Source organism: Pseudomonas sp. GW822-FHT02G04 (assembly GCF_058802085.1).
Window position 1 is genome coordinate 60,124 of the sequence record NZ_JBXANU010000030.1, and the last position, 21,732, is coordinate 81,855.

At 57.5% G+C, this 21,732-nt stretch carries 23 protein-coding genes; 11 read left to right on the forward strand and 12 right to left on the reverse strand.

What is annotated here, in order from left to right; genetic code table 11:
* Window positions 1-490 precede the first annotated feature (490 nt).
* Genes cyoA through cyoE form a run of 5 tightly spaced genes read left to right on the forward strand, consistent with a single transcriptional unit; the run spans window position 491 to window position 5,328 of the window.
* Window positions 491-1,435 carry a ubiquinol oxidase subunit II gene (gene cyoA / locus AC1RO5_RS26665; RefSeq protein WP_026286728.1) on the forward strand — a complete coding sequence of 315 codons (945 nt, stop codon included), beginning with the start codon at window positions 491-493 and terminating at the stop codon, window positions 1,433-1,435.
* A 3-nt stretch (window positions 1,436-1,438) separates the two neighbouring features.
* Window positions 1,439-3,469, forward strand: coding sequence for a cytochrome o ubiquinol oxidase subunit I (cyoB, locus tag AC1RO5_RS26670; protein WP_493178558.1), 2,031 nt, complete (start codon window positions 1,439-1,441; stop codon window positions 3,467-3,469).
* A gap of 3 nt (window positions 3,470-3,472) precedes the next feature.
* Entirely contained in the window at window positions 3,473-4,099 is a 627-nt protein-coding gene (locus tag AC1RO5_RS26675; protein ID WP_493178559.1) for a cytochrome o ubiquinol oxidase subunit III, read from the forward strand.
* Window positions 4,100-4,429 (forward strand): cytochrome o ubiquinol oxidase subunit IV, encoded by a 330-nt coding sequence (gene cyoD / locus AC1RO5_RS26680; protein ID WP_493178560.1) that lies wholly within the window; start codon window positions 4,100-4,102, stop codon window positions 4,427-4,429.
* A gap of 11 nt (window positions 4,430-4,440) precedes the next feature.
* Window positions 4,441-5,328: a heme o synthase gene (gene cyoE, locus AC1RO5_RS26685; protein WP_007941628.1), complete on the forward strand. Its 888-nt coding sequence runs from the start codon at window positions 4,441-4,443 to the stop codon at window positions 5,326-5,328.
* Between the two features lie 120 nt (window positions 5,329-5,448).
* On the opposite strand, the gene AC1RO5_RS26690 is transcribed toward cyoE, so the two are convergent.
* Window positions 5,449-6,123 carry an Nmad2 family putative nucleotide modification protein gene (locus AC1RO5_RS26690; RefSeq protein WP_493178562.1) on the reverse strand — a complete coding sequence of 225 codons (675 nt, stop codon included), beginning with the start codon at window positions 6,121-6,123 and terminating at the stop codon, window positions 5,449-5,451.
* 138 nt (window positions 6,124-6,261) lie between these two features.
* Here AC1RO5_RS26690 and AC1RO5_RS26695 point away from each other — a divergent pair, with 138 nt between their 5' ends.
* Window positions 6,262-6,486: a hypothetical protein gene (locus AC1RO5_RS26695; protein ID WP_493178563.1), complete on the forward strand. Its 225-nt coding sequence runs from the start codon at window positions 6,262-6,264 to the stop codon at window positions 6,484-6,486.
* A 15-nt stretch (window positions 6,487-6,501) separates the two neighbouring features.
* Complete coding sequence (locus AC1RO5_RS26700; protein WP_493178565.1) at window positions 6,502-7,137, forward strand: LysE family translocator; 636 nt, start codon at window positions 6,502-6,504, stop codon at window positions 7,135-7,137.
* A gap of 84 nt (window positions 7,138-7,221) precedes the next feature.
* On the opposite strand, the gene AC1RO5_RS26705 is transcribed toward AC1RO5_RS26700, so the two are convergent.
* From AC1RO5_RS26705 to AC1RO5_RS26725, 5 genes are all read right to left on the reverse strand, one after another.
* Complete coding sequence (locus AC1RO5_RS26705; protein WP_493178567.1) at window positions 7,222-7,500, reverse strand: DUF3077 domain-containing protein; 279 nt, start codon at window positions 7,498-7,500, stop codon at window positions 7,222-7,224.
* Window positions 7,501-7,945: 445 nt separating this feature from the next.
* Window positions 7,946-8,650 (reverse strand): hypothetical protein, encoded by a 705-nt coding sequence (locus AC1RO5_RS26710; RefSeq protein ID WP_007941627.1) that lies wholly within the window; start codon window positions 8,648-8,650, stop codon window positions 7,946-7,948.
* A gap of 136 nt (window positions 8,651-8,786) precedes the next feature.
* Window positions 8,787-9,302, reverse strand: coding sequence for a hypothetical protein (locus AC1RO5_RS26715; protein WP_493178569.1), 516 nt, complete (start codon window positions 9,300-9,302; stop codon window positions 8,787-8,789).
* A gap of 66 nt (window positions 9,303-9,368) precedes the next feature.
* Complete coding sequence (locus tag AC1RO5_RS26720) at window positions 9,369-10,892, reverse strand: sensor histidine kinase (protein ID WP_493178570.1); 1,524 nt, start codon at window positions 10,890-10,892, stop codon at window positions 9,369-9,371.
* Window positions 10,889-11,605 (reverse strand): response regulator transcription factor, encoded by a 717-nt coding sequence (locus AC1RO5_RS26725; protein WP_493178572.1) that lies wholly within the window; start codon window positions 11,603-11,605, stop codon window positions 10,889-10,891. The genes AC1RO5_RS26720 and AC1RO5_RS26725 overlap by 4 nt, the downstream gene beginning before the upstream one ends.
* 152 nt (window positions 11,606-11,757) lie before the next feature.
* Between AC1RO5_RS26725 and msrB the strand changes: the two genes are divergently transcribed.
* The 3 genes from msrB to msrA are packed head-to-tail and all read left to right on the forward strand — an operon-like array spanning window position 11,758 to window position 14,861.
* Window positions 11,758-12,273 carry a peptide-methionine (R)-S-oxide reductase MsrB gene (gene msrB / locus AC1RO5_RS26730; RefSeq protein ID WP_493178574.1) on the forward strand — a complete coding sequence of 172 codons (516 nt, stop codon included), beginning with the start codon at window positions 11,758-11,760 and terminating at the stop codon, window positions 12,271-12,273.
* A gap of 43 nt (window positions 12,274-12,316) precedes the next feature.
* Entirely contained in the window at window positions 12,317-14,125 is a 1,809-nt protein-coding gene (locus tag AC1RO5_RS26735; RefSeq protein ID WP_493178575.1) for a cytochrome c biogenesis protein DipZ, read from the forward strand.
* 28 nt (window positions 14,126-14,153) lie between these two features.
* Entirely contained in the window at window positions 14,154-14,861 is a 708-nt protein-coding gene (gene msrA / locus AC1RO5_RS26740) for a peptide-methionine (S)-S-oxide reductase MsrA (protein ID WP_493178577.1), read from the forward strand.
* A gap of 27 nt (window positions 14,862-14,888) precedes the next feature.
* Here msrA and AC1RO5_RS26745 read toward each other — a convergent pair whose 3' ends face one another.
* Together AC1RO5_RS26745 and AC1RO5_RS26750 are read right to left on the reverse strand one after the other, a co-directional pair.
* Window positions 14,889-15,902, reverse strand: coding sequence for a sensor domain-containing diguanylate cyclase (locus AC1RO5_RS26745; RefSeq protein ID WP_493178578.1), 1,014 nt, complete (start codon window positions 15,900-15,902; stop codon window positions 14,889-14,891).
* A gap of 74 nt (window positions 15,903-15,976) precedes the next feature.
* The gene (locus AC1RO5_RS26750) at window positions 15,977-16,882 is read right to left on the reverse strand and encodes a LysR family transcriptional regulator (RefSeq protein WP_138866847.1); all 906 of its coding nucleotides are present in this window, start codon (window positions 16,880-16,882) and stop codon (window positions 15,977-15,979) included.
* 102 nt (window positions 16,883-16,984) lie between these two features.
* Here AC1RO5_RS26750 and AC1RO5_RS26755 point away from each other — a divergent pair, with 102 nt between their 5' ends.
* Window positions 16,985-18,160 (forward strand): aspartate aminotransferase family protein, encoded by a 1,176-nt coding sequence (locus AC1RO5_RS26755; protein ID WP_493178580.1) that lies wholly within the window; start codon window positions 16,985-16,987, stop codon window positions 18,158-18,160.
* A gap of 6 nt (window positions 18,161-18,166) precedes the next feature.
* Here the strand turns inward: AC1RO5_RS26755 and AC1RO5_RS26760 are convergent, their stop codons facing one another.
* The 4 genes from AC1RO5_RS26760 to AC1RO5_RS26775 all read right to left on the reverse strand — a co-directional run bounded on the left by AC1RO5_RS26760 (window position 18,167) and on the right by AC1RO5_RS26775 (window position 21,376).
* Window positions 18,167-18,421 carry a Txe/YoeB family addiction module toxin gene (locus AC1RO5_RS26760; protein ID WP_007940443.1) on the reverse strand — a complete coding sequence of 85 codons (255 nt, stop codon included), beginning with the start codon at window positions 18,419-18,421 and terminating at the stop codon, window positions 18,167-18,169.
* Window positions 18,418-18,672 (reverse strand): type II toxin-antitoxin system prevent-host-death family antitoxin, encoded by a 255-nt coding sequence (locus tag AC1RO5_RS26765; RefSeq protein WP_007940444.1) that lies wholly within the window; start codon window positions 18,670-18,672, stop codon window positions 18,418-18,420. Before AC1RO5_RS26765 ends, AC1RO5_RS26760 begins: the two co-directional genes overlap by 4 nt.
* A 228-nt stretch (window positions 18,673-18,900) precedes the next feature.
* The gene (locus AC1RO5_RS26770) at window positions 18,901-19,428 is read right to left on the reverse strand and encodes a P-loop NTPase family protein (RefSeq protein WP_493178582.1); all 528 of its coding nucleotides are present in this window, start codon (window positions 19,426-19,428) and stop codon (window positions 18,901-18,903) included.
* Window positions 19,429-19,444: 16 nt separating this feature from the next.
* Entirely contained in the window at window positions 19,445-21,376 is a 1,932-nt protein-coding gene (locus tag AC1RO5_RS26775) for an alkaline phosphatase D family protein (protein WP_493178583.1), read from the reverse strand.
* Window positions 21,377-21,732 lie beyond the last annotated feature (356 nt).

Consider the following 21,732-nt stretch of genomic DNA (forward strand, 5'->3'; position numbering starts at 1 on the left):
AGCTGTCTGAACTTCGCGCGGTAGACCTACATTTTTTGGTGTTTTTGTTGAGAATTAATTTCGATACCATGGCCCACTTTTGCAAAAACCGTGAATGATTGTTGCTGGAACGGATAAAAATTATTTCGGGATGAGACATGGTTTATGAATCGCTACATATCTACAATCGCCCGCACTGAATTCCCGGCACTGCTCGCCCTGACTCAGGTGCATGAGCAGAAATAGGGTGTCGAGAGGCCTGATGGCTTCATGCGACTCCCATTTGTCGGTGCCTTCCGACAATCCGCACCAAATGGAATTGGTCTGTAACAAGGCCCTTGACCACGAATTCGAATAAGAACTAACCGCAGGCCCAGCAATTGTCGAACAGCGTCTGATGCGCGACGGGCAGGCCCTTATTCAATCCAAGAAAAATGCCAACCCTTGGCAGGGTGAAGTGTTGGCGATCAAAACCCAACTGCATTGCGCAAGCTGCTTTAGAGGTCGTGAGATGAGTAAAAACAGGTACCCCAGACTACTAGGCTTATTGCCGCTGCTCGGCACGTTGTTGCTGGGAGGCTGCAACATGACCTTGCTCGATCCCAAGGGCCAGGTCGGCCTGGATGAGCGAAACCTGATCATCACCGCAACGCTGCTGATGCTGTTGGTCGTCGTGCCGGTCATCGTCATGACGTTCCTGTTCGCCTGGAAATACCGCGCTTCCAACCAGGACGCCGTCTACACGCCAAAATGGTCCCACTCCACCAAGATCGAAATCGCGGTGTGGACTATTCCGGTACTGATCATCATTGCCCTGGGTTACGTCACCTACAAGTCGACCCACGCACTGGACCCTTACAAGCCGCTGGAATCCGACGTCAAGCCGGTCACCATTGAAGTGGTCGCACTGGACTGGAAGTGGCTGTTCATCTACCCGGAACAAGGCATCGCCACGGTCAACAAGATCGTGTTCCCGGCGCACACCCCGATCAACTTCAAGATCACTTCCGACGCCGTGATGAACTCGTTCTTCATCCCTGCTCTGGGCGGTCAGATCTACGCGATGGCGGGCATGCAGACCAAACTGCACCTGATCGCCAATCAGAACGCTGAAATGGACGGTATCTCCGCCAACTACAGCGGCGCGGGTTTCACCGGCATGAAATTCAAAGCTATCGCCACTTCTCAGGAAGATTTCGACGCCTGGGTAAGCGAAGTCAAAAAGGCACCTAAACAGCTTGAACAAGCTGAATACGCAGCCCTGTCCAAACAAAGCCAGAACAACCCAGTCGAGCTTTACTCCTCGGTCACGCCGAACCTGTTCCAGATCATCGTCGACAAGTACGAAGGCATGAAACCGGGCAAGCCAGTGCACCACGAGAAGAAAGAGCACGAAGTGGCCGCCATGGAAGGAATGGACATGAGTTCGCATTCAGCTGCCGGGGCAGAGGAGTAAACGATGTTTGGTAAATTAAGTTGGGAAGCGGTCCCGTTCCACGAACCGATCGTAATGGTGACCATCGCCATGATCGCGCTCGGCGGTCTGGCACTGTTCGCTGCAATCACCTACTTCAAGAAGTGGACCTATTTGTGGACCGAGTGGTTGACCTCGGTCGACCACAAAAAAATCGGCGTGATGTACATCATCGTCGCCATGGTCATGCTGCTGCGTGGTTTTGCCGACGCCATCATGATGCGTACCCAGTTGGCCATGGCCACCGAGGGTTCGCCTGGCTACCTGCCACCTGAACACTATGACCAGATCTTCACCGCTCACGGTGTGATCATGATCATCTTCATGGCGATGCCATTCTTCACCGGCCTGATGAACCTTGCAGTGCCGCTGCAGATCGGCGCGCGTGACGTTGCCTACCCGTTCCTGAACTCCCTGAGCTTCTGGCTGCTGGTTTCCGGCGTGGTGCTGATCAACCTGTCCCTGGGCGTTGGCGAATTCGCCAAGACCGGTTGGGTTGCCTATCCGCCGCTGTCGGGCCTGCAATACAGCCCGGGCGTGGGGATGGATTACTACATCTGGGCGCTGCAGCTATCCGGGTTAGGTACGACGCTGACGGGGGTCAACTTCCTGGCCACCGTGCTGAAAATGCGTACCCCTGGCATGAAGCTGATGGACATGCCGATCTTCACCTGGACCTGCACCTGGGCCAACGTCCTGATCGTGGCTTCGTTCCCGATCCTGACCGCTACCCTGGCTTTGCTGACACTTGACCGTTACATGGATTTCCACATTTTCACCAATGAACTTGGTGGCAATCCGATGATGTACGTCAACCTGTTCTGGGCCTGGGGTCACCCCGAGGTTTACATCCTGATTCTGCCGGCGTTCGGGATCTTCTCCGAAGTCATCTCGACCTTCACCGGCAAGCGTTTGTTCGGCCACCACTCGATGATCTACGCCAGCGGCGCGATCTCGATCTTGGGCTTCATGGTTTGGCTGCACCACTTCTTCACCATGGGTTCGGGTGCCAGCGTCAACGCCTTCTTCGGTCTGGCGACGATGCTGATTTCGATCCCGACGGGTGTGAAGCTATTCAACTGGCTGTTCACCATTTATCAAGGCCGTCTGCGTTTCACCAGCCAGGTTCTGTGGACCCTGGGCTTCATGGTGACCTTCGCCATCGGCGGCATGACCGGCGTACTGCTGGCCATCCCGGGTGCTGACTTCGTACTGCACAACAGCCTGTTCGTGATCGCGCACTTCCACAACGTGATCATCGGCGGCGCAGTATTCGGTTACATCGCAGGTTTCGGCTTCTACTTCCCGAAAGCGTTCGGCTTCAAGCTGCACGAAGGCTGGGGCAAGGCAGCATTCTGGTTCTGGATCTCCGGTTTCTTCGTCGCGTTCATGCCGCTCTATGTACTGGGCTTCATGGGCATGACCCGTCGTCTGAACGCCACCACCAACCCTGAGTGGGTACCGTACCTGTACGTGGCCATGTTCGGTGCGGTGATGATCGCTGCGGGTATCGCCTGCCAGCTGATCCAGCTGTATGTCAGCGTGCGTGACCGCAACAAGCCAGAAAACATGTGCGAACACGGCGACCCGTGGAATGCCCACACCCTGGAATGGTCGACCTCGTCGCCACCACCGTTCTACAACTTTGCCGTGCTGCCAAAAGCAGACAGCATCGACCCGTTCACCGAAGCCAAGGAAAACGGCACTGCGTACAAGGCACCGGCCAAGTACGAGCCGATCCACATGCCAAACAACACCGCGACCGGTCTGGTCATGGGTGCTCTGTTGACCGTGTTCGGTTTCGCGATGATCTGGCACATCTGGTGGTTGGCCATCGTTGGTCTGGTTGGCACCGTGGGCTACTTCGTGATCCACGCTGCACGCGATGATCAAGGCTATATGGTGCCGGTCGACGTGATCGAGCGCATCGAAGCCGAGCAGCACAAGCGTCTGGTAGCGGCCGGGAAAGTTCCAGCCACCGCCACCCGTGTTGAAACCTCGTTGGAACAGGCTTAAACCATGTCGAACTTAGTGACCAATGCTGGACACACCCATGTCGATGGACATGGGCATGATGACCATCACCACGACTCGGGCGAGATGACCGTATTCGGTTTCTGGCTCTACCTGATGACCGACTGCATTCTGTTTGCGTCGATCTTCGCAGCGTACGCGGTACTGGTTAACAACGTAGCGGGTGGCCCGTCGGGCCACGACATCTTTGAACTGCCATACGTACTGGGCGAAACCGCTCTGCTGCTGTTCAGTTCGATCACCTACGGCTTCGCCATGCTGGCGTTCTTCCGTGGCAACAAGAAGCAGGTCCTGGGCTGGCTGGCCCTGACCTTCCTGTTCGGTGCCGGCTTCATCGGCATGGAGATCAACGAGTTCCACATGCTGATCTCCGAGGGCTTCGGCCCTAGCCGCAGCGGCTTCCTGTCCGGGTTCTTCACCCTGGTCGGCACCCACGGTCTGCACGTGACCAGCGGTCTGATCTGGATGGCGATCATGATGTACCAGGTGCAGAAAAACGGCCTGACGGCGACCAACAAGACCCGTCTGAGCTGCCTGAGCCTGTTCTGGCACTTCCTGGACGTGGTGTGGATCTGCGTATTCACCGTTGTTTATCTGATGGGGACTATGTAAATGGCTAACGCGCACTCTCATGACGACGCCGGTCACGGCAGCGTCAAGTCCTACGTCATTGGCTTCGTCCTGTCGGTGATCCTGACCCTGATCCCGTTCGGTCTGGTGATGTACCCGTCGCTGCCGAAGTCACTGACTCTGTGGATCGTACTGGCTTTCGCCGTTATCCAGGTGCTGGTGCACCTGGTGTACTTCCTCCACCTGGACCGTTCCACCGCGCAGCGTAACAACGTGATTGCGTTTGTTTTCGCCGCGATCGTGATTGTCCTGCTGGTTGGCCTGTCGCTGTGGATCATGTTCAGCATCCACACCAACATGATGGCGAAGTGAGGTAAGTCCGGATGTCCTTTAAGCACTTTATCCAAATCACCAAACCGGGGATCATTTTCGGTAACGTGCTTTCTGTGGCAGGCGGATTTTTCCTGGCCTCCAAAGGGCATGTCGATCTGGCCATTTTCCTGGCCGCGATGATCGGCACGTCCCTGGTCGTGGCTTCCGGTTGCGTGTTCAACAACTGCATCGACCGCGACATCGACCTGAAGATGGAACGCACCAAGAACCGGGTGCTGGTCCAGGGCTTGATCTCCCTGAAACTGGCCCTGGCTTATGCGACCGTCCTGGGTGTTGCCGGCGTTGCGTTGTTGTACAAGGTGGCCAACCCGTTGGCCGCGTTGTTCGCGGTGATCGGTTTTGTCATCTACGTCGGCTTCTACAGCCTGTACCTCAAGCGCAAGTCGGTTCACGGCACGCTGGTGGGCAGTCTGTCAGGGGCGATGCCGCCGGTGATCGGTTACGTCGCAGTCAGCAATAACTTCGACATGGCCGCACTGACGTTGCTGGTGATGTTCAGCCTGTGGCAGATGCCGCATTCCTACGCCATCGCGATCTTCCGCTTCAACGATTACCTGGCCGCATCGATTCCGGTGCTGCCAGTGAAGCGCGGAATTGAAGTGGCCAAGAAACACATCCTGCTCTACATCCTGGCCTTCCTCGTGGCGACCTTGATGCTGACCTTCAGCGGCTACGCCGGCATGAGCTACCTCGCCGTCGCCGCGGCCATGGGCATGTACTGGCTGTACATGGCCTGGACCGGTTACAAGGCAGTGGATGACACGGTCTGGGCACGCAAGCTGTTCGTGTTCTCGATCTTCACCATTACCGCGTTGAGCGTGATGATGTCTTTGGACTTCAAAGTGCCGAGCGAGTTGTTGCTGACGTACGCGCCTTAAGCGTCGGATGCTGTAAAGAAAAGCCCCGCCCTTCGAGAGAATGGCGGGGCTTTTTGTTGGGGGCGATTCGGGTGGTTCTGAGCAAGTGCAACCTAGACAAATGAATTGAGTCCCTTCGTCTCAACATGATCCGTACGACGATCCTCCGCAGGAAGACTTTTTCAACGTCTCACTTGTCTCCCACTTCGTCGGATTGCACTGTATTCCAGGCTTGTAGTTGTCTTGAATGAAGCGGATGAAACGTTCCGCTTGTTCGGTCCACGTCAGATATCCATGGTTTGCCTGGCCTTTTGGTACCTGGGGCCGGTACACGGCAGGGATGCTCAATGGACAAGAACCAAAGTAGTAAAACGTATCCGCTACCAGTACGTACTGACCGGAGAGGTCTTCCTCTAGGTGATGTTTACTTGGTCCGCAGTCGGCCCAGTGGTTTACATTTTTCAGCTGTTCAAAATGAGAAAGCTCGAACGCGCCGGGTACTAATGGACGGTAGATGTTGTCCCCTGCTTTGGCGACTGGGTCAATCAGATGAGTGTCCGGAATCTTGTCCTGAAAACGAGGGTCGATGAAGTAATCGCGCATATGAACTTTTTCGCCAATTCGCATCAAGTACACCAATCGCTCTTCACCGACAGGATCACGGTTCAGCATTACTGAAGTGAAGCCGGCGATCCACTGGCCCACACGTTTGCACAGACGAATCGATGGCTTGCAAGTAGCCAGCGTGAGCGTATGGCCAAACGGGTTAGGCGCGAACCCGGTGTCATGGGTCATCTTGTAGCTGAACAATTCCATCAAGGCTTCCTTACTCATAACTCTCGGTTTGTACGAAGGATCAGATTGTTTAGGAAAACGGAGTACGGCATTTAGGAAATCTCCTAACGCCAGCACCTGCTTTGCTCGCTACGGTTTAGCTGGGCCAGGCAGGGATGAATGACCATCTTCGGGTCAGACGACTTCGGCGGCACCAGCGGGGGCAGGATGAAAAAACGCGATCTGTTTGCAGAGTTGATATTAGGTGTTGATGAGATGGCGACCCAACGGGAAGGCAAGAACACGCGGCGCAACAATACGGTTGAGGACGCGTCGATCCCCGATGTGGGAACGCCAGAAATCGTGACGCTGCAGGCAAAGTTGCATACGTCTCCAAACGATTAAGTATCGTGATGGGAAATGGAATCTGAGGGCAAGGACGTGCAGGATTTTCAGCGATCTCTATTATTTTCAGTCGTGTTGTCGATCACCTTTGGGCCGATTGCCTTGATTATATTGAGGCAGTCCATCTTGCATGGACGATTGAGCGCCGTACCTGGCGCGTTCGGAGCGGCCTTGGCGGATGCACTGTATGCCGCAGTCGCGTTGATGGGGGTAGCGCTGATCAAAATCTTTGTATTGGGCTATTTGGATCTTCTGACAGTTGCCTCAATAGCCTACCTCTTCTATTTGGGTGTAAGGATCACTGCATCCTCTGATTCGACAATGAGCGTCACACGCCAATCAGGTTTTTTCTCTGTGTTTGCGTTAACGCTGACCAATCCGTTGACCATTGTGGCGATCACCTCTTATGTCATCGCTAATCACTCAGACGAAGCGACTGTTAACGTGCCTCTTTCGCTCGCTGGTTTTTTCATCGGTAGTCTTGCCTGCCAGATGATGTATGTAATGGGGGGCGATGTTATTGGAAGGGCATTGTCTGGAAGGAAAAGCATTCGCCTATTGAATTGGTCTAGTGGTCTTTGTCTGATCGTTTTCTCTTTATGGAAACTACAAGACTTCATCAGGGCTAAACCGTTTTTGTGGGCGGGCTGAGTTATTGATGCCGACAGGCTTTGACTTAGCATCAGAGGCTGCACAAAAAGCCCCGCCTTCGAGAGAAGAGCGGGGCTTTTTCGTTCACGCGTGGTTGTTACACGGAGCTTCGAGCACCTTCACCACATCATCGATGATCGCCTTGCTCATACCCTGCAAGTAATGCGAGGCCCAGGCATGTCGGTCGGTGTCGCGAACCATGGCGGCATCGGAGGCGAGAAGTTTGGAAACGTGAAGCAAGTCGGATGCGTGGGAGAGGGCTTCGATCACCGGGACTCCGGCGTTGATGCGGAACAAGGGTTCGTTGGCGTGGAGGGAGAAGTGGGTGAGGCCGATGGTTTTCAGGTCTTCGGGGTTGGTCATTGGGCATCTCCGATAGTTGGGAGCTGGTGAGTTATGACCGGAGGGGCAGAAGCATCAATTTTGAACGGATTGCTGGCGTGCATCTGGAGAACTCCGATTGGTTCCTGCATCTGTTCGAGTTCTCAGGCCCGGTCGCTGAATTGGCAGCGACGGTGTGAGGTTAGCGGGCAAGGGGAGGGGGCACAATCGTAGCGACGTGCTGGCCTGTGTAAGATTTTGTGTGTGGTTTGAAGTGGCCTGCAGCACCCGCGCCGGGTGCCAATCCGGGGCTCACGCGCTCCGATGGCGCAATGCTGTTCACTTAAGAAAGTCTTGAATCAGAGGAACCTGTGGCGAGGGAGCTTGCTCCCGCTTGAGTGCGTAGCACTCACAAAAATCGGCAATGGTTGTCAGATTTTTGGGGCCGCTACGCAGCCCAGCGCGAGCAAGCTCGCTCGCCACATTGTTACTGCGCGGCGATGCTGTAGCCGTCGAACGCGGTTTGTTGCTGAAGAGCGGTGATGATGTTCTTGCGGTTGACCGCTTGTTCGGCCCCGGCATTGTCCAGGAACGTCTCGCTTTCCAGCTCCGCTTCTTCGCCTTCGCCGACGAAAGTGAAGCCCAGGAATTCCAGCGCTTCACGGTCAACGTTCAAGCGCGAGCGCGGGGTGCGCAGGGGCAGGGTGACGCTGATGCCGTCCTTGCTGATGGTGAACACTTCGACTTCTTTCTTGGCGCGAGCCGCTTTGCTCTTGCCGCTGCTCGGGTTGCTGATGGCTTGGTGAGTCTGGTTCAGCACTTTCAGCGCCAGGCCATAAACGATTTCCTGGAACGCTGGGTCGTCCTTGAAGCTGGACAGAATGCGGCTGATCGGGAATTTGCTGCTCAGGTCTTCCAGGGCGGCAATATCGGCCGCTTCGGCGTCTTTCAATTGCTTGAGTTCGCCCATCAATTCGTAGGCTTTATCGTCATCGAAGCTGTCGTGAGCCTGGCGAATCGCGGCGCGCAGTTCGCGGATCTGGTCGCTTTCCCGGGTGGATTGAAAAGCGTCCAGAACCATCTCGCTGATGGTCTTGGCCTGGGGTACGTGTTGTGAAAGATTGATGGAGTTTTCGTATTCCGCTTTGGACGACAAGGTGACTACGGATTCAGCGGTATTGGAATCGGACATTGAAATTTCACTACTTCTTTAACTTGGATTGAGGCGAGAAAGCACGGGGCCTTTTCAGGCCGCCTAATCTATTGGACCAGCGCTGCGTTGTCACGGATGAACAGGTGGCTGGTCAGTATTTTTGGTGAGAGAGTTTTTAGCCGGCTGACATCTGCGGGCGTTTTGCCTGGAGTGTCAGCAGCACCCGATAAAATTTCACCGCCCGCCCGCTGATCAATCCGCAGACAAAACCCGACGCCGTAGCCTTGAGCAGCACCATCTCAACCGTGACGGCGAACTCCGGATGCACCTCATCCTGATAGCCGAAGTAATAGTTCACGGCAAAAAACAGCAGGTAGAGCACCAGTGTTTTAGCCGTGCCCGGCACGATCAGCCCGGTTTCCGGATCATCCAGCTCAATACCCTTGCGCGCAAATACAACCAGTGCCGCGAGGCTGCCCAGAATGACGGCGGCCAACCAGCAGCCAATCGATAATTGAGGGCTCAGCGTCAGGTTCAGCGAGTACAACGACCATCCGAGCAACAGCGGTGGAGTGACAAGCAGTGACGTTTTGCTTTCATGGGTTGGGGAAAAGGCTTTGACGCCGTAGTAACAGAGCAGCAGAAAGATCGCATAAACCCATAGCGGGGTGTTTTGCAGGATGTTGAGCATTACGTAGCGTCCGTGCCGGGAATGAAGAGCCCGGATAATAGCTGCTGCCATGGCAGAGGCTATCGACTATTTCCCCATCGAATTCATATTCATCGAACGAGTCATCCACTGCTCCGCCGTTTGCTCATCCACCGGCAAGGAGAAGCGAAAGGTCGCGCCGCGCCCCGGCACATCGATCAGCTCGATCTCGCGACCGTGCAATTGCAGGATCCGGTGCACGATCCGCAATCCCAGCCCGCCATCGCGCCGTGCGCCACCGATGTTGAACGGACGCAGGAACAGACCTTCGCGCAATTCGGGGTCGATGCCGGGGCCGGTGTCGCTGACGGTCACTTCGATAAAAGACCCTTGAGGGCGGAGACTGAGTTCGATTTCTCCACCTTGGGGGGTGTGGCGCAGGGCGTTATCGAACAGGTTGGTCAGCACCCGCTCGATCAGCCCCAGGTCAGCGCAGGCCACGGCGACGTTGGGGGCGAAGGTGGCCTTGAGTTCAATCTGGCGCGCTTCGGCGCTGAGTTCGAACTTCTGAAAAATGTCCTGTACCAGATCGGTCAGGGAGAAACGCTCCAGTACCGGTTGCACGAAACCGTGTTCCAGCCGCACCAGTTCCAGCAGTGATTGCGCCAGGCCGCCGACCTTGCGGCTCTGATCCAGGGCGATTCCCAGATAACGGCGGCGATCGGCGGGGGACAAAGTGGCGTCCTTGAGCGATAGGGTTTCCAGGTAACCGTGCAGTGAAGCCAGCGGTGTGCGCAGGTCGTGGGAGATGTTGGCCACCAGTTCGCGACGCTCCTGATCCTGACGGGTCAGCGAGCGCCACTGCTCTCCGAGGCGCGCTTGCATCTGCCGAAAGGCGGCGTCGAGTACGGCTATCTCATCGTGGCTGGCGGCCTTTTCTACCGGCTCCGGCTCAGGTTCGGGCGAAGTGGTCGGAACGCCGTTGATATCGAATTGACTGACTTTCTCGGTCAAACGACGCAATGGCCGGGTGATCAGGGCAAATGCCGTGAGGCCGGCAATCAGGCACAGCAACGCCACCAACCCGATGGACAACAATGCGGTATTGAGCGCCGCGCTGGTGGCACCGCGTTCGGCGAAGCGGTCATGCTCTTCGCTGAGTAACACCACGTAAAGGTAACCGGCCGGCTGACCGTTGACCCGCAAAGGCGCGGCGCTGAACACCTTGCGGCCATCGACGCTGCGCGGATCGTCGCCGAGAATCGGCAATGCCTCGCCTTTGAGCAACCGCTGGATCGGCGCCAGATCGACCTGCTCCCGGCGTATCCGACCCTCGGGCGCGGCGCTGCCGACAATTCGGCCCCCGGTATCCAGCAGATAGACTTCTACACTGGGATTGACCAGCATCAGCTGGCTGAACAGTTCGCGCACGGCATTGGGCATCGGGCCATTGCGGTCCATCAGCACGGTGTCGTGGGCAATGTGTTGCGCCAGATCCCGCGACAAGCCTTGCACCACTTCCAGTTCATGCATCTGACTGGAACGCACCTGCATCCATGCCGAGGTGCCGCAGCACACCAGCAACAGCACGGCGAACACCAGGGACAGGCGCTGGGTCAGGGTCAGCCTCATGGCTGCTCTCCGCTTGCTGCAAATTTGTAGCCACGGCCCCACACCGTGAGGATGCGCGCCGGTTGCGCTGGATCGGCCTCGATCTTCGCCCGCAAGCGGTTGATGTGGGTGTTGACCGTGTGCTCGTAGCCTTCGTGACTGTAACCCCACACCGCGTTGAGCAGATCCATGCGCGAGAAGACTTTGCCAGGCTGACGGACAAAGAAGTACAGCAGGTCGAATTCCCGTGGCGTGAGGTCAAGACGCCGGCCGTCGAGGGAGACTTCACGGGTGATCGGGTCGATGGACAGGCCATCGCTGATCAGACTGCCGGAATCCATTTTCAGATTGCGGGCCATGGCGTCGACCCGTCGCAGCAGTGCCTTGACCCGTGCCACCAGCTCGAGCATGGAAAAGGGTTTGGCCAGGTAATCGTCGGCGCCCAGCTCCAGCCCCAGAATCCGATGCACTTCGCTGGAGCGCGCACTGGTGATGATGATCGGTGTGTAACGGGCCATGGCCCGGGCGCGGCGGCAGATTTCCAGGCCATCGACGCCGGGCAGCATCAGGTCGAGGATCAGTGCGTCCCAGCTTCCTTGCTGCAACAGACGCATGCCCTCGTCGCCGTCGGCGCAGTGCACTACCTCGAACTGCTCATCGCGCAGATGCAGGCAGATAAGGTCGGCGATGTGCAGGTCGTCCTCGACCACCAGGACGCGTTTGGTCTGTTCCATGGAGCTCGATCCTTTGTGACGCAATGAACACATTGTGCGGGTTTTCCTGAGGTTGAGTTATCACGAATTATTTAACTCCTCGTGAGGATTTGGCGATCAACTCAAGCCTAGGCTGTGTTCCAAGCAAGGCACCTGGAATTTTGGAGAAGGCCATGTTTTCACGGCGACAGTTTCTTGTAGCGAGCGGCGGGCTGGGGGCTGCAGCCCTGGTGATCGGTGTATTGCCAAAATTTTCCACAAGCATTGCGCTGGTCGATGAAGCCCGCGCGCAGGAGGTTTTCGAGGTGACTCACAGCGACAGCGAATGGCGCGCCCGGCTCAGCGCCGAACAGTACGAAATACTGCGTGAAGAGGGCACCGAACGGGCCTATAGCAGCCCGCTGAACAACGAGCACCGCAAGGGCGTTTTTGCCTGCGCCGGTTGTGATCTGTCGTTGTTTTCTTCCGACACCAAGTTCGACAGTCGTACTGGCTGGCCGAGTTTCTGGGCTCCCCTGGACAACGCGGTGGCCACCCGACAGGACCGCTCTTTCGGCGTGCTGCGCGAAGAGGTGCACTGTCGTCGTTGCGGCGGTCATCTGGGACATGTCTTCGAGGACGGGCCAAAGCCCACCGGTCTGCGCTACTGCATGAACGGCCTGGCGCTGACCTTCCAGCCACAGGCGTGATCCATGGGCACTTCCTTTCACTCACTTCATGCAGGTCGACGTTATGTGGCTTCTGGTCCTCGCTTATCTCGGTGGTGTGCTGACGATTGTCAGCCCGTGCATTCTGCCGGTATTGCCCTTTGTCTTCGCTCGCACCGGGCAGCCGTTTATGAAGAGTGGCTTGCCGTTGCTGGCGGGGATGGCGCTGACCTTCGCGCTCGTCGCCTCGTTGGCGGCGGTGGGCGGCGGTTGGGTGGTGCAAGTCAATCAGTACGGTCGCTGGCTCGCGTTGCTGTTCGTTGCACTGTTCGGATTGACGCTGTTGCTGCCGCGGCTGGCCGAACGCCTGACGCGTCCATTGGTGGCGGCCGGCGGTCGACTGTCGGAGGCCGCGGGCGTAGATTCCCGGCCGCATCCCGGCGCTTCATTCCTGATCGGCGTCGCCACGGGCCTGCTCTGGGCACCCTGCGCCGGGCCGATTCTGGGTTTGCTGCTGACCGGCGCGGCGCTGCAAGGGGCAAGCATCGCGACCACCCTGTTGCTACTGGCTTACGCGGCCGGTGCCGCAACTTCTCTCGCCGCGGCACTGCTGCTGGGCGGTAAAGTCTTCGCCGCAATGAAGCGCTCGATAGGCGCTGGCGAGTGGCTACGTCGTGGCCTGGGCGTCGCGATGCTGGTCGGTGTGGTGGCGATTGCCCTTGGGCTGGACACCGGGATTCTGGCGCGAGTTTCAACGGCGTCCACCGGCGGTATCGAACAGGCTCTGGTCAACCGGTTGGCCAGTCGTACACCGGCCGACAGCGGAGCGATGATGGCGCAGATTCCACGGGCCGGTGATCAACCTGCTGGCAGCATGATGGCCGCTGGCGACGCCATGAAAATGACCGCGAAGACGCCGGACGCGCTGCCGATTGAAGGCAACCTTCCATCGCTGGACGGCGCTGTGCAATGGCTCAACTCGCCCCCACTCACCACCCAGGCTTTGAAGGGCAAGGTTGTGCTGGTGGATTTCTGGACTTACTCCTGCATCAACTGCCTGCGTACCTTGCCGTATGTGAAGGCCTGGGCCGAGAAGTATCGCGATCAGGGCCTGGTGGTCATCGGTGTCCATGCGCCCGAGTTTGCCTTCGAGCGGGATGTAGGCAATGTCACCAACGCCATGAAGGACCTGGGCATCACCTACCCGGTGGCAATCGATAACGACTACAAGATCTGGCGTGCTTTCAACAATCAATACTGGCCGGCTCACTACTTTGCCGATGCTCAGGGGCGCATTCGTTATCACCATTTCGGTGAAGGCAAGTACGCCGAATCGGAGAGAGTGATTCAGCAACTGCTGCGTGAGGCAGGCGCCGCGAAAGTCGCGGACGGGCTGATCAATGCCAACGCCCAGGGTGTTCAACTCGCCGCGGACATGAGTGAAGTGCAATCGCCCGAAACCTATGTCGGCTATCGGCGGGCGGAGCATTTCGTTGCTAAAACCGGCCTGGTTCCGGATAAGGCGACTGCCTATAGCCCACCCTCACAACTGGCTCTCAATGACTGGAGTCTGAGCGGCCAATGGACTGTCGGTCCGGAACGTGCCGTCTCAGGTGCCCCGGACAGTCGCATCGTCTATCGCTTTCACGCTCGCGACCTGCACTTGGTGTTGGGCCCCGGAGTTGACGGCAAACCGGTGCGTTTCAAAGTGTCGATTGACGGCAAGCCCCCAGGCGATGCCCACGGTATCGACGTCGCGCCTGATGGCAGCGGCAGCGTCACCGAGCAGCGGTTGTATCAACTGGTACGCCAGACTGCTGGTGTAAAGGACCGGACGTTCAGCATCGAGTTTCTCGATCCGGGCGTGTCGGCGTATGCGTTTACGTTTGGTTGATAGCCCCCATTCATTCAGGAGACTGCCCATGAAAACCCCATTCAACTGGCGTCGCACATTTCTGGGTTTGGCCGCCGCCAGCGTTATCGGTCAGTGCTCTGCATTCTCTTTCGCAGGCGCCGAAGAGGCGGTCATCATCCCGGCGCCGACGCTTGACGAAACCACCCAGGCGCACAGCGAAACGGCGGTTTTTGCCGGCGGTTGCTTCTGGGGCGTCCAAGGCGTGTTTCAGCATGTCAAAGGGGTGAAGAATGCGGTTTCCGGTTATGCCGGTGGCGCAGCCAATACCGCTCAATACGAACGGGTCAGCGAGGGGGATACCGGCCATGCGGAGGCCGTCGAAGTGACCTTCGATCCTGCTCAGGTCAGTTACGGAGCTCTGTTGCAGATCTATTTTTCGGTGGCCCACAACCCCACCGAACTCAACCGCCAGGGCCCGGACCGAGGAACTCAGTACCGGTCGGCGCTATTCCCGAAAAGCACCGAACAGCAACGCGTCGCCCAGGCCTACATCACCCAGCTCGGTGCTGCCCATTCGTTCAACAAACCGATTGTCACCAAGCTGGAAAGCTACAACGGTTTCTACCCGGCGGAGGAGGAACATCAGGATTTTCTGACCGCGCACCCGACGTACCCCTACATCGTGATCAATGACCTGCCGAAAGTGTCGCAGTTGAAGCAGCTATATCCGGATCGGTATCAGGAGAAACCAGTGTTGGTGAAAGCGGGCATGTAGGCAGGCGGCTGACAGGACGGAATCGCCTCACCCCGAAATCAGATTCTTGCCCGCGATCTTCGACCGATACAGCGCCTGATCGGCCCGGGCCAGCAACCCGGTCTGTTGTTCTTCTTCAAAGCGCTGCACCACGCCAAAACTCATGGTCACTTGATAGTCCCCGACCGGCAGCAGGCTCGCCAGGCCATGACGGATTCTTTCAGCGAGTGACCTGGCGTCGGCCAACAAGGTATTGGGCAGGATCAGGATGAATTCGTCACCGCCCCAGCGCGCCAACAGATCGCCTTTGCGCACGCAGTGCTTCACACTCTCGATCACTTGCACCAACGCTGCATCTCCCAGGGCGTGACCGTAGTGATCGTTGATGTTTTTGAAGTCATCGAGGTCCATGGCGATCAGCGACAGGGGTTCGCGAAAGCGTTGGGCGCGGTCGCATTCCTTGGGCAGGGCTTTCTCCAGTCGATAGCGATTGGCGATGCCGGTCAGCACATCGGTTTCTGCCAATTTGCGATTTTCTTCGAGTTGAATCTGTAACTGCTGATTGACCCGGGACAACTCCCGAGTGCGTTCTTTGACGATGGCTTCAAGGGATTGATTACGCCGCTCCATTTCTTCGATCAGGCGTTTCTTGTCTTCGATGCTGCGGTGCGCGCCGATCATTCGCGCCACCGAGCCGTCGGCATTACGTGCCAGCACGTAGCCGCGATCCTCGATCCAGGTGTAAGTGCCATCGCGCATGCGGCAGCGATACTCGGCCTGATAACCGGGAGCGCGCTGATCCAGGTAGTCATCAAACAACGCCATGACCCGCGAATAATCGTCGGGGTGGATCACGTTTTCCCAGGTCAACACATTGTTATCCAGGGAATGAGGCGTATAGCCGAGCATCTCGTACCACCCGGGGTTGCGATAGACGAAACCGGTGTTGGCGTTCCAGTCCCAGATGCCATCGCTGACCAGTTCCAGAATGGTGTGCAGCATGTCTTCGTTAAAATCTGACAGATCGAACTTCAACGGCTCGATATTCGATGCCTCACTCATCATCGGTCTCCCTGCCGTCCTGATATCAACGTGACTCGTCAGTCGGGAGATTAGTTCATGGCGCATTGCTGCGGCTAGTGCTTGCCCCACCACTGCAGTGCAAAGTCGACGAAGCTGCGCAATTTCGGCAAGCGGTAGCGGTCCTGGGCGTACACCAGGTTCATCGGCCGACTTGGCAGTTGGTAGTCCTGCATCAAGGCCACCAGTTTTCCGTCCCGAAGGTCTTGCTCCACCAGCGCATCGGGCACCATCACGATGCCCATGCCGGTTCGCGCCGCTTGATGCAGCCCCGCCGAGCTGTTGATCAACATCGGCCCGCTGACCGCCACCATGACTTCGCCTTCGGGCCCCTTCAGGCGCCATTGTTTGGCTACCGAGTGCCAGTCATCTCCGGCCGGGTAGGCGAAGGCCAAACAGTCATGGTGTTGCAGGTCGGCGGGTTTCTCCGGTGTGCCTCGACGCTCCAGATAATCCTTCGATGCGCACAGGGTCATCGTGTAGTCGATGAGCGGGCGAGAAATCATGTTGGACAGTTCGGTAGTGCCCAGACGAATCGCCACGTCGAAACCGTTGTCGAGCAAGTCCAGGCGCTGGTTGGTCAAAACGACGTCGAGTTTGACTTGCGGGCAGCGCAGGGTGAATTCGCTCAGGGCCGGCGCGAGCCGTTCGGTGCCGAAGGTCAGCGGTGCGGTGATGCGCAGAGTGCCGCTCGGCTCATCGAGGGTTTGTTCGGCCAGGCGTTCGGAATCAGCCACCAGCCCCAGCACCTCGAGACACCGCTGATAGTACGCCGTGCCGAATTCCGTCAAACGCTGACGCCGTGTCGTACGGTTGAGCAAGCGCACACCCAGGCGTTGCTCCAGAGCCCGCAGGTGATTACCGACCATGGTCGTGGACATTTCGCACTGCAAAGCGGCGGCGGTCATGCTGCCGGCCTCCACCACTCTTACGTAAACCGTCATTGCCTGGAATAAATCCATTATCAAGCCCAGCTTTAAAATGATTGAAGTGTTGCAGTGTTTATCCAGCTCAGGTGGCTAACCATACTGCAAAAACACCGACCATTGATGGAGCTTGATGTCATGACCGCCACCTGCCTGATGAGCACTTACCAACCACTGGCCCTGAGTTTCAGCAAAGGCCTGGGCACGCGCCTGTGGGATCAGGCCGGTCGTGAATACCTGGACGCGGTGGCGGGTGTGGCGGTGACCAACGTCGGCCATTCCCATCCGCGAATCGTGTCGGCCATCAGCGAACAGGCCGGGTTGCTGTTGCACACTTCCAACCTGTACAGCATCGACTGGCAACAGCGGCTGGCGCAGAAACTGGTTCGGCTATCGGGCATGGAGCGGGCGTTCTTCAATAATTCCGGCGCCGAAGCCAACGAAACCGCGCTGAAACTGGCGCGGCTTTACGGCTGGCACAAAGGCATCGAGCAGCCGCTGGTAGTGGTCATGGAGAACGCTTTCCACGGCCGGACCCTCGGTACCTTGTCGGCCAGCGATGGCCCGGCGGTGCGCCTGGGGTTTAACGAGTTACCGGGGGATTTCATCAAGGTGCCGTTCGGCGACCTCGCCGCCCTGGAGAAGGTGCAGAAAGCCCACGGCCCACGCATTGTGGCGATCCTGATGGAGCCGATTCAGGGTGAAAGTGGTGTGCAAGTGGCGCCGCCCGGTTATCTCAAAGCGGTGCGCGAGCTCTGTGACCGGCGCGCCTGGTTAATGATGCTTGACGAAATCCAGACCGGCATCGGCCGTACCGGCCAGTGGTTTGCGTTCCAGCACGAAGGCATCATCCCGGACGTCATGACCTTGGCCAAAGGCCTGGGCAACGGAGTGCCCATCGGTGCCTGCCTGGCTCGGGGCAGAGCTACGGATTTGTTCACCCCCGGCAGCCACGGCAGTACGTTCGGCGGCAATCCGCTGGCGTGTCGGGTGGGTTGCACCGTGCTGGAGATCATCGAGGAACAAGACCTGCTGGAAAACGCCAGACTTCAGGGCGAACGCCTGCTTGCCAGATTGCGCGTCGAACTGGCCGACGACCCGAACGTCCTGGCGATCCGCGGCCAGGGCTTGATGATCGGCATCGAACTCGCCCAACCAATCCGCGACCTGACCCTGATCGCCGCACGGGATCACGGTTTGCTGATCAACGTGACACGGGGCAAGACCATTCGCCTGCTGCCACCGCTGACGATCGATGAGCGGGAAGTGGAAATGATTGTCAGAGGGGTGGGGCGGGCGGTGAAAGCGGCCTGAATGTGCTCAGTAGTGATACCTGCAAAGCACGATGCGCACCTCACCATTCTCGATTGCATAAACCAGGCGATGCTCGGAGGTGATTCGGCGTGACCAGAGGCCGCTCAGATTGTGTTTGAGCGGTTCAGGTTTGCCCAATCCTTCGAAGGGCTCACGCAGGATCGCCTTGATCAGCAGGTTGATTCGTTTGAGCCCGGCCTTATCGTTTTGCTGAAACCACAAATAGTCGTCCCAGCCTTCAGGAGTGAACTCGATATTCATTCTTCAATGAGTTGCCTGACTTTGGTTTTCCCTGCTCGTAGGTTGCCGATTGATTTGATCAGTCGCTCGGCATTGGCTGGAGAACGGAGCAGATAGGCAGTCTCTTCGAGAGCGTTGTACTCCGCCAGAGACATCATCACCACAGGTTCGCCTTTCTGGCGGGTAACCAGCAATGGGGCACGGTCTTCGTTGACCCGATCCATGGTTTCGGCCAGATGTGCACGTGCGGTGGTGTAGTTGATGGTTTGCATGTTGTAGTCCTCGCTCAATGCAAAGAACGTACAGAAATGAGTACATGATGACAAGGCGACACCTACGAGTGGTCATTACGCAGACGACATATCCACGCTTGGGTTAAAGTATCGCTGAAGCTTCTTCAAGACGTTTCTGCGAACGATGTAATCCCATTCTGACAATCTCGCCAGCTAGTCGTGTCCAATGTAGGAGTCCGATTCGCACGCAGAAAACGGCAGGGACGATCAGTCGGTTGGTTGCACCGCACTGACGAAAGCCGAGACTTCAGCCTGGTTCATCAGTTGGCGTTTCGAACCGCTAAACCCTTCAAACAAACGCTCATGCGCGGAAAATCCACTGGAGTCTTCGCGACTACGGTAGCTACCGGCCCAGTCGAGTAACGCTATCAGCCACTCTTCTTTCTCGTCCCGCGTCGCTTCTCGCTGGCGAATGTTGCTCACGCAATCTTCGTCCTCCAGACACAGCCAGATCAGCGCAGTGGCCTGCTCCACAAGTTCGCTGACCATCCAGCCATAAACACCCTCGATAACCCAGCGCTCTTCACTCGCCGCCACCCGCGCCATTCCCAGTGCTTCGTTGCGGGGACGGGCGATGCTGTGTTCATCGGATACCCAGTGAATCAGGTCGAGATCAATCCAGGGCACTTGCAGATGCTCGGCCAGTCGTTTGGCCAGCCAGCTCTTGCCCGAGCCGGAGTTGCCGATGATCAGGGTTCGGGTGAGGTTCAGGGTGGGCAGGTAATGATTGCTCATGGCAACTCAGGCAAAGTCAGTCTGTCGTTTCGGACGTTTCTGGCGCAATCATTCGCGTCTTCGGCGATCCATCCGCATTGAATTGATAAATATCCTGTGGCTGGCCCTTTTCATTGAAGAACACTTGGCCGATTCCTGCCGAGTTCCACAGCCGTTCCCCTGCTTCGGCGTGTTCGGGGATGTGCGGAACAATGCGCATGCGTCGGCGTTTGGTCAGCCAGTTAAGCGGTGAGCGGGGCGAGTAGAGCCAACGGTTGAGGCGGTCGAACCATTCGAGCAGGGCGGGCGGGAATTCGTTTTTGATGCCGCTGCTGGTGATCTGCCAGATACGCGGGCCGGCCTTGCGGTGTCGGATCAATACTTCATAGACGAAGGAATAATGCACATCACCGGACAGCACCACATAGTTACCGGGTGTGCGGGAGTGTCGGAAAATGTTCAGGATCACCTGCGCCGCGCCGCGATGGGCCATCCAGTTTTCGGCGTCCACCAGCAGTGGATAACCGCACCAGCTGAACACCCGCTGCACCGTTTCGATCAGTTTGACGCCGAAGATCGGCGCCGGTGAAACGATGATCGCCGAAGGGTGATCGAGCAATTCCTGTTGCAGTTCACTGAGCGCTTCCCAGTCCAGCAGGCCCGACGGCTGCTTGAGGTTCATCTCGCTACGCCAGCGCCGGGTGCGGGTGTCGAGCACCACCAGCGCCGGGCGGGTGGGCAGCACGTAATGCCACTGCTGAAAACTCAGCAGCTCATCGATCAAGCCGTCCTGGATCTCGCTGTCGAGGTAATGGTCTTGCCCAGTGGCGCTCAATAAACGGGTCTTTTCCAGGACGCTGTGAAACGCATCCGGGTTGTTGCCCCAACCCTGACACAACATATAAGCAAGCAGCGCGTTGCCGATGATGCGTTTGGAGAACGGATGGTTGTAGGCCGTTTCCTCCCATTGCGCGGAAAGATTCCAGTCATCGGTAATATCGTGGTCGTCGAAAATCATCAGGCATGGCAAATGCGCCATCGTCCGCGCGACGCCACCCAACCCCGCCTTGAACCCATCGATGCGCGTCTGCTCCAGGGCATAACGCTTGCGTCGTTCGGGCGTCAGGGCCGGTGGTTGCGGCGCGATCAGCGTCCAGGACGTTGGCGACCACACAAGCAGGTACATCGCCATGACTTCGGCGAAGGTCACCAAATGATTGTCGGCGCTGCTGCTGGTGAAAATCGGCTTACGCGCCCCACCGAAAAATCGCTCGCGCAGGGTTTCGTTGCTCTCAAGCACCGGTAACAAATCCGCGCGATGGTAGTAACTGGCAGGATGTTCGTAGAGTCTGGCGCTGTCGCTGACCACTGCGCCGTCGAGGTGTTCGTCGAACAACCCCAGGCGTTCGATCAAGGCATGAATCGCACGCAACATTGGTCCCGCGACATCATCCGCATACACCTGGTCGCCGCTCATCACTAACAGCGCGGGGCGCTTGCAAGCATCCGGCTCGGACGCAAGCAATCGGTCGACGCACAGCAAGCCGTCGGCCGCCGGATGGTGAGGTTTACGGCAGGAGCCATGCAGCAGGTGATCGATTCGCGAGCGCAACACGAAATTCGGGCAACGCGCTTCGCCATATAGTAGGTGAGGTGCCCACTCGGCAATGCCCGACGGAGCGCCATCCGCCTCGGTGATCAGCAGGTCGTACTCGATCAACGTGTCGCAGGGCAGGGCAGTGTTCAGTGATACATCTATTAAATGAACAAAGGCATGAGTGCCGACGGGAATGATCGTGCATCGATCCGCACTGAGGCGGATATCAATGCCTTGCAGGCGCAGTGTCAGCGCAAGCGCACGCGACCCCACCAGCCAGAGCACCAGCCGCGTAGGTTCCAGGCGCCGCAATAGCGGGCCGACGAGGACGGGTGGCAGTGATTGATGAGCGTCAGCTAATGGCAAAGACATTGGACATCCAGTTCAAGACTCTTGGCGCAGAGGGGCGCGATCATAGCGCAGCTGGTAAAGAGGGCGGGTTTGTCGACGGGTAATGCAAGCAAAGCCTGGACTGCTCATGAGGCAGAAGTCGGTACTCGGCCTAAGCCGCATGGATTAGGTAAAAATAATTACAACAGGTGGTTGACCACCAAATAAAATACTGTACTATTCGCCTCCCGCTAACGAGGAGTTTGAAACCGAGTTAGCGGCAAGTAGTTGAATTTCATGAAGAAAATTTGAAATTTACTACTTGACAGCAACAGAGGCTGCTGTAGAATGCGCGCCTCGGTTGAGACGAAAGATCTTAACCAACCGCTCTTTAACAA